The following is a 6,733-nucleotide window of genomic DNA, read 5'->3' as shown; positions in this document are numbered from 1 at the left end:
GCCGCCGGCAGCTTCGATCGCAGCCTTGGCACCGGCCGTGGCAGCAACACCCTTCAGGGTGAACGCCTTGGTCACTTCGCCCTTGACGACGACCTTGGCCTTCTTGGCAGTGCTCGGGACCAGCTTGGCAGCACGCAGGACAGCGAAGTCGATCTCGCCGGCCGGCAGCTTGTCCAGCTGGTACAGCAGCACTTCAGCGGTGTCCTTGGCGATCGGCGAACGGAAGCCGATCTTCGGCAGACGACGCTGCATGGGGGTCTGGCCGCCTTCGAAGCCAGCCTTGATCTTGCCGCCACCCTTACGGGCGAACGAACCCTTGTGGCCGCGGCCGCAGGTCTTGCCCAGGCCGGAGCCGATACCGCGACCGACGCGGGTACGCTCTTTACGAGCGCCCGGTGCCGGGCTCAATTCATTCAGATGCATGGTCATTGGATTATTCCTCAACCTTGACGAGGTAGTGGACCTTGTTGATCAGACCGCGAACCTGCGGGCTGTCCTTCAGTTCACGCACATCGTTGAGCTTGCCCAGACCCAGCGCACGCACCGACAGGCGATGACGCGCCTGGGCACCACGCAGGCCGCGAACCAGACGGACCTTGACGGTCTTGTTGGTTTCATTAGCCATGGTTGAGATCCTCCACCTTCTTGCCGCGCTTGGCCGCGATGCGAGCCGGCGACTGCGCTGCAGTCAGGCCCTTCACGGTGGCACGCACCAGGTTGATCGGGTTGCGCGAACCGGTGGCCTTGGCCAGCACGTTCTTCACGCCCACTGCTTCCAGCACGGCGCGCATGGCACCACCGGCAATGACGCCGGTACCTTCGGAAGCCGGCTGCATGAACACGCGCGCCGCGCCGTGACCATCCTTGATGGTGTGCCACAGGGTGCCGTTGTTCAGATCGACGGTGACCTGGTTCTTGCGAGCCTGCTCCATCGACTTCTGGATGGCRACCGGCACTTCGCGCGCCTTGCCATAACCGAAACCGACCTTGCCTTCGCCGTCGCCGACAACAGTCAGGGCGGTGAAGGTGAACTGACGGCCACCCTTGACGGTCTTGCTGACGCGATTGACCGCGACCAGCTTTTCGATCATGCCGTCGTCGACTTTCTCTTCGCGGTTACGGTCGCGATCGCGACCCCGCTGCTGACGTTCTTCTGCCATGTTTATTCCTTGGTTGTTGGGTTATGTACGGCTCGAGGCCGCTTATGGTTGTGGAGTGGTGCGTTGTTGCGGTGGGCCGCTACAGAAGAGCGGCGCCGCCCAGCCTCACTCAGGCTGGCGAGCAGGCGGGCATGAGGGCCGGAGCCCCCTGCCCTGATCCCTTAGAACTGCAGGCCGGCTTCGCGGGCAGCGTCAGCCAGGGCCTTGATGCGGCCGTGGTAACGGTAACCCGAACGATCGAAGGCAACCTTCTCGACGCCGGCGGCCTTGGCGCGCTCAGCGACGATGCGGCCAACCTTGGCGGCGGCATCAGCGTTCTTGCCGTTCTTCAGGCCTTCCTTGATGTCGGCCTGGGTGGTGTTGGCAGCAGCCAGCACCTTCGAGCCGTCAGCGGTGAAGACCTGCGCGTACAGGTGCTGGCCGGTGCGCAGCACCGACAGGCGGGCAACACCGAGCACACGGATGTGGGCACGGGTCGACTTGGCGCGACGCAGGCGGGCGATGTTCTTGTTCATGATCTTTTTCCCTGGAAAGCGGAAGGTCCTAATTAGGCCTTCTTGGCTTCCTTGCGAATGATGACTTCGTCGGAGTACTTCACGCCCTTGCCCTTGTACGGCTCCGGCTTGCGGAACGCACGGATCTTGGCGGCAGCTTCACCGACGGCCTGCTTGTCAGCGCCCTGCACCAGGATTTCAGTCTGGGTCGGGGTGGTGATGGTGATGCCTTCCGGCGCCACGAACACGATCGGGTGCGAGTAGCCCAGCGACAGGCTGAGGTCCTTGCCCTGCATCGCAGCACGGTAACCCACGCCGACCAGCTCAAGCTTGCGCTCGAAGCCTTCGGAAACACCCTTGACCATGTTGGACAGGATGGCGCGGACGGTACCGGTCAGCGGGATCAGGTCCACGTTGTCGGTGCTCAGGGTGGCAACGCCGTTTTCGACATTGATGTTGATACCAGCCGGCTTGGCCAGCGACAGGGTGCCCTTCGGGCCCTTGGCGATGACGTTGTCGTTCTGGACGTTCAGTTCAACCTTACCCAGGTCGATCGGCTTCTTGGCTACACGGGACATGGTCTACTCCTTTCGCCTTAGGCCACGAAGCACAGGACTTCGCCGCCGACGCCCAACTGGCGCGCCTGCGCATCAGTCATGATGCCCTTGGAAGTGGAAATGATGGAAATGCCCAGGCCGTTCATGACCTTCGGCAGTTCGCTCTTGCCGCGGTACTGGCGCAGGCCCGAACGCGAGAAGCGCTTCAGGGTCGCGATGACCGGCTTGCCTTCGAAATACTTCAGCACGATTTCCAGCTCGGACTTGTTGTTCTCGAGCGCGGTCACGCGCAGGTCGGCGATGTAACCCTCGTCCTTCAGGACCTGGGCGATCGCAACCTTGATCTTGGACGACGGGGCTTTCACCGTCTGCTTGCCAACCGCTGCCGCATTCTTGATGCGGACCAGCAGGTCGGCGATGGGATCAGTCATGCTCATATGAGTACCTTTGAGTGCACCGATATCCGCTTTCGCGAAAATCTGTTGTCTCCTGGAAACGGGCCAGGCCCCCTCCCCCTACGCGTTGCGCAGAGCAAGACGCGGGAGTATACGCCAAAAGAGCCCGACTTGCGTCGGGCTCTTCGGTTTTTTGCAGAGGGAAAGCTGAACGCCTCCCCTCCCCGGCTGCGAAGCTCCCCGGGGGGAGCCCTCGCTGGCAGGACCGGCTGGGGTTACCAGCTGGCCTTGCGCAGGCCCGGAACGTCGCCACGCATGGTGGCTTCACGCAGCTTGTTGCGACCCAGGCCGAACTTGCTGTACACGCCACGCGGGCGGCCAGACAGTTCGCAACGGTTGCGGTGGCGGCTCGGCGACGAATCGCGCGGCAGCTTCGACAACTTGGTGGCGGCCTCGATCTTCTCTTCGTAGCTCGCGTCCGGGGAGGACACGATCTTCTTCAGAGCAGCACGCTTGACAGCGAACTTTTCAGCCAGCTTCTTCCGCTTGATGTCGCGGTTGACCATGGAGGTCTTTGCCATTTCGGTTTCCTCGACGAATCAGTTACGGAACGGGAACTTGAACGCTGCCAGCAGCGCCTTCGCTTCCGCGTCGGTCTTCGCAGTGGTGGTGATGGCGATATCCATACCGCGGATCGCGTCGACAGCGTCGAAGTCGATTTCCGGGAAGATGATCTGTTCCTTCACACCCATGTTGAAGTTGCCGCGACCGTCGAAGGAACGACCGGAAACACCACGGAAGTCGCGCACGCGCGGCAGCGAGATGTTGATCAGGCGGTCCAGGAACTCGTACATCTTGTGGCGACGCAGCGTGGTCTTGCAGCCGATCGGCCAACCATCACGGATCTTGAACGATGCCACCGAGATACGCGACTTGGTGACGATCGGCTTCTGGCCCGAGATCTTGGTCATGTCGCCAACGGCGTTTTCCAGGATCTTCTTGTTGGTGGCCGCTTCGCCGACACCCATGTTCAGGGTGACTTTGACCAGCTTCGGCACCTGCATGGAATTGGTGTAACCGAACTGCTTCATCAGCGCCGGCACCACTTCTTCCTTGTAAAACTTTTCGAGACGGGAAGTCATCTTCTCATTCCTCAGGCGTCGAGCGCCTCACCGCTGGAGCGGAACACACGCAGTTTGCGTCCATCCTCCAGCACCTTGAAGCCAACGCGCTCGCCCTTGCCCGAAGCCGGGTTCAGCACATTCACGTTGGAGATATGGATCGACGCTTCACGCTCGACCACGCCGCCGGCAACACCTGCCTGCGGGTTCGGCTTGGTGTGGCGCTTGACGATGTTCACGTTGGCGACGACCAGACGGTCGCCATCGACGCGGACGACTTCGCCCTGCTTACCCTTGTCCTTGCCAGCGTTGACGACAACCTGGTCGCCCTTCTTGATACGGTTAGCCATGATTATCTCCTGTCGCTCACAGCACTTCGGGAGCGAGCGAGACGATCTTCATGAACTTCTCCGAACGAAGTTCACGAGTCACCGGCCCGAAGATACGGGTCCCGATCGGCTCCTGCTTGTTGTTAAGCAGAACGGCAGCGTTGCCGTCGAAGCGGATCAGCGAGCCGTCGGCGCGACGCACACCCTTGCGGGTACGCACCACGACGGCGTCATACACTTCACCCTTCTTGACCTTGCCGCGCGGAATCGCATCCTTCACGGTGACCTTGATGATGTCGCCGATACCGGCGTAACGGCGCTTGGAACCACCCAGCACCTTGAAGCACATCACTCGCTTGGCACCAGAATTGTCGGCGACGTCAAGGTAGCTCTGCATCTGGATCATGATTCAGACTCCTTATTCAGCCGCACGCGTGATGACTTCCACCACGCGCCAGTTCTTGGTCTTGGACATCGGAGCAATCTCGGTCACGCGGACGACATCGCCTTCCTTGCAGGCGTTGTCGGCATCGTGGGCGTGCAGCTTCGTCGAGCGCTTGATGTACTTGCCGTACAGTGCGTGCTTGACCTGACGCTCGACCAGGACGGTAACCGTCTTGTCCATCTTGTTGCTGACGACACGGCCTTCGACCGTGCGCAGCGCTTTGTTTTCAGTATTGTCGCTCATAGCGGCCATCCTTACTTCGTGCTGCCGAGCAGGGTCTTGACGCGAGCAATTTCGCGACGCACCCGGCGGATGTCGTGTGTCTTCGGCAGCTGGCCGGTGACCTGCTGCATACGGACAGAGAACTGTTCCTTACGCAGGTCGATCAGGTGGGCCTTGAGGTCGTCAGCCGACTTTTCACGGAGAGTTTTGATATCCATCAGCGCACCGTCCGGGTCACGAAAGTGGTGGTGACCGAGAGCTTGGCAGCGGCCAGGCGGAACGCCTCGCGTGCCACTTCCTCGGTAACACCCTCGATTTCATAGATCATGCGGCCGGGCTGGATCTGGGCCACCCAGTATTCCACGTTGCCCTTACCCGAACCCATTCGAACTTCGATGGGCTTCTTGGTGATGGGCTTGTCGGGGAACACTCGGATCCACATCTTGCCGCCGCGCTTCACGTAGCGGCTGATCGAACGGCGAGCCGCTTCGATCTGACGCGCGGTCAGCTGACCGTGGGCGGTTGCCTTCAGGCCGTACTCGCCAAAGCTGACAGCGTTTGCGCTCCAGCTGAGGCCTTCGTTACGGCCCTTGTGCACCTTGCGGTACTTGGTTCGCTTGGGTTGCAACATTGTCGTTACCTCGCTTCACGAGCCGGGCGCTGACGGTCACCGCGGTCGCCGCGATCATGACGATCGTTGCGCGACGGGGTGTCGTCCTGCTTTTCCTGGCCAACCTGGGAGAAATCGAAGACCTCGCCCTTGTAGATCCAGACCTTGATGCCGATGATGCCGTAGGTCGTCTTGGCCTCAGCGAAGCCATAGTCGATGTCGGCACGCAGCGTGTGCAGCGGCACGCGGCCTTCGCGGTACCACTCCGAACGGGCGATTTCTGCACCGTTGAGGCGGCCACCGACGTTGACCTTGATGCCCAGGGCACCCAGGCGCATCGCGTTGCCGACCGAGCRCTTCATKGCACGGCGGAACATGATGCGACGCTCCAGCTGCTGCGCGATCGAYTCGGCAACCAGCTGTGCGTCCAGCTCGGGCTTGCGCACTTCGGTGACGTTGATGTGCGCCGGGACGCCCATCATCTCGCTCACTTCCTTGCGCAGCTTCTCGATGTCCTCACCGCGCTTGCCGATCACCACGCCCGGACGGGCGGTGTGGATCGTCACGCGAGCGGTCTTTGCCGGACGCTCGATCAGGATCTTGCTGATGCCGGCCTGAGCCAGCTTCTTGCGCAGCATTTCGCGCACTTTCAGGTCGGCTGCCAGGTAACCAGCGAACTCGGCCTTGTTGGCGTACCACTTGGAGTTCCAGTCCTTGGAAATGCCGAGGCGGATACCAATCGGATGAACTTTATGACCCATGGTCTTTTCCTTATCCGCTTACTTGGCGGCGCCAACAACCACAGTGATGTGGCTGGTGCGCTTGAGGATGCGGGTACCGCGGCCTTTCGCCCGCGCCATGAAACGCTTCAGGGTCGGACCTTCATCTACCATGATGGTCTGAACCTTCAGCTCGTCGACGTCGGCGCCCTGGTTGTTCTCGGCATTTGCAATAGCCGACTCCACCACCTTCTTGATCAGGTGGGCAGCCTTCTTGTCCGAGAACTTCAGCAGGTTGACGGCACGCTCGGCCGGCAGACCGCGCACCTGGTCAGCGACCAGACGTGCCTTCTGCGGGGAGATGCGCGCGGTGCGCAGGATGGCTTTCGCTTCCATTGTCATCTCTCCTTACTTGCCCGACTTCTTGTCACCACCGTGACCCTTGAAGGTCCGGGTGATGGCAAATTCGCCGAGCTTGTGGCCGACCATGTTCTCGTTGACGAGAACCGGGATGTGGTTCTTGCCGTTATGCACGGCAATGGTGACGCCTACCATGTCAGGCAGGATCATCGAACGACGCGACCAGGTCTTGATCGGACGCTTGCTACCCGCAGCGGCAGCCACCTTAGCAACCAGGTGGTGATCGACAAACGGGCCCTTCTTGAGTGAACGTGCCATGGT

The 6,733-nt window shown here is 61.2% G+C and carries 16 protein-coding genes; all 16 read right to left on the bottom strand.

The annotated features are described in order from the left end of the window. On the bottom strand, positions 1 to 429 hold a 429-nt coding region (gene rplO / locus AB4Y84_RS09625), incomplete at its 3' end, for a 50S ribosomal protein L15 (RefSeq protein WP_442250061.1). Between the two features lie 4 nt (positions 430 to 433). Next, positions 434 to 625, bottom strand: a complete 192-nt coding sequence (gene rpmD, locus AB4Y84_RS09620) for a 50S ribosomal protein L30 (RefSeq protein WP_025879315.1) — start codon at positions 623 to 625, stop codon at positions 434 to 436. Further along, complete coding sequence (gene rpsE, locus AB4Y84_RS09615; RefSeq protein ID WP_025879314.1) at positions 618 to 1,160, bottom strand: 30S ribosomal protein S5; 543 nt, start codon at positions 1,158 to 1,160, stop codon at positions 618 to 620. Before rpsE ends, rpmD begins: the two co-directional genes overlap by 8 nt. A 161-nt stretch (positions 1,161 to 1,321) precedes the next feature. After that, positions 1,322 to 1,675, bottom strand: coding sequence for a 50S ribosomal protein L18 (gene rplR, locus AB4Y84_RS09610; protein ID WP_025879313.1), 354 nt, complete (start codon positions 1,673 to 1,675; stop codon positions 1,322 to 1,324). A gap of 32 nt (positions 1,676 to 1,707) precedes the next feature. Next, positions 1,708 to 2,232 (bottom strand): 50S ribosomal protein L6, encoded by a 525-nt coding sequence (gene rplF, locus AB4Y84_RS09605; protein ID WP_089239003.1) that lies wholly within the window; start codon positions 2,230 to 2,232, stop codon positions 1,708 to 1,710. 17 nt (positions 2,233 to 2,249) lie between these two features. After that, the gene (rpsH, locus tag AB4Y84_RS09600; RefSeq protein ID WP_025879311.1) at positions 2,250 to 2,648 is read right to left on the bottom strand and encodes a 30S ribosomal protein S8; all 399 of its coding nucleotides are present in this window, start codon (positions 2,646 to 2,648) and stop codon (positions 2,250 to 2,252) included. A 233-nt stretch (positions 2,649 to 2,881) separates the two neighbouring features. After that, positions 2,882 to 3,187, bottom strand: a complete 306-nt coding sequence (gene rpsN, locus AB4Y84_RS09595; protein ID WP_032977438.1) for a 30S ribosomal protein S14 — start codon at positions 3,185 to 3,187, stop codon at positions 2,882 to 2,884. Between the two features lie 18 nt (positions 3,188 to 3,205). After that, a complete protein-coding gene (rplE, locus tag AB4Y84_RS09590) occupies positions 3,206 to 3,748 on the bottom strand; it encodes a 50S ribosomal protein L5 (protein ID WP_025879309.1) in 543 nt (180 codons plus the stop codon). A gap of 11 nt (positions 3,749 to 3,759) precedes the next feature. After that, complete coding sequence (gene rplX, locus AB4Y84_RS09585) at positions 3,760 to 4,077, bottom strand: 50S ribosomal protein L24 (protein WP_025879308.1); 318 nt, start codon at positions 4,075 to 4,077, stop codon at positions 3,760 to 3,762. A gap of 16 nt (positions 4,078 to 4,093) precedes the next feature. Next, positions 4,094 to 4,462, bottom strand: a complete 369-nt coding sequence (gene rplN / locus AB4Y84_RS09580; RefSeq protein WP_025879307.1) for a 50S ribosomal protein L14 — start codon at positions 4,460 to 4,462, stop codon at positions 4,094 to 4,096. Between the two features lie 12 nt (positions 4,463 to 4,474). Beyond that, the gene (gene rpsQ / locus AB4Y84_RS09575) at positions 4,475 to 4,744 is read right to left on the bottom strand and encodes a 30S ribosomal protein S17 (RefSeq protein ID WP_004145355.1); all 270 of its coding nucleotides are present in this window, start codon (positions 4,742 to 4,744) and stop codon (positions 4,475 to 4,477) included. Positions 4,745 to 4,755: 11 nt separating this feature from the next. After that, positions 4,756 to 4,941, bottom strand: coding sequence for a 50S ribosomal protein L29 (gene rpmC / locus AB4Y84_RS09570; protein ID WP_025879306.1), 186 nt, complete (start codon positions 4,939 to 4,941; stop codon positions 4,756 to 4,758). After that, positions 4,941 to 5,354, bottom strand: coding sequence for a 50S ribosomal protein L16 (gene rplP / locus AB4Y84_RS09565; RefSeq protein ID WP_025879305.1), 414 nt, complete (start codon positions 5,352 to 5,354; stop codon positions 4,941 to 4,943). The genes rpmC and rplP overlap by 1 nt, the downstream gene beginning before the upstream one ends. A gap of 5 nt (positions 5,355 to 5,359) precedes the next feature. Then, positions 5,360 to 6,094 carry a 30S ribosomal protein S3 gene (rpsC, locus tag AB4Y84_RS09560; protein WP_442250060.1) on the bottom strand — a complete coding sequence of 245 codons (735 nt, stop codon included), beginning with the start codon at positions 6,092 to 6,094 and terminating at the stop codon, positions 5,360 to 5,362. A gap of 18 nt (positions 6,095 to 6,112) precedes the next feature. Then, entirely contained in the window at positions 6,113 to 6,448 is a 336-nt protein-coding gene (gene rplV / locus AB4Y84_RS09555; RefSeq protein ID WP_004145348.1) for a 50S ribosomal protein L22, read from the bottom strand. 12 nt (positions 6,449 to 6,460) lie between these two features. Further along, positions 6,461 to 6,730, bottom strand: a complete 270-nt coding sequence (gene rpsS / locus AB4Y84_RS09550) for a 30S ribosomal protein S19 (protein ID WP_004145340.1) — start codon at positions 6,728 to 6,730, stop codon at positions 6,461 to 6,463. Positions 6,731 to 6,733: the final 3 nt, after the last annotated feature.

Origin of the sequence: Stenotrophomonas sp. 2YAF22 (genome assembly GCF_052114665.1) — a bacterium.
Taxonomy (GTDB): Bacteria; Pseudomonadota; Gammaproteobacteria; order Xanthomonadales; family Xanthomonadaceae; genus Stenotrophomonas; species Stenotrophomonas indicatrix.
This window is presented reverse-complemented; position numbering and strand designations above follow the sequence as displayed.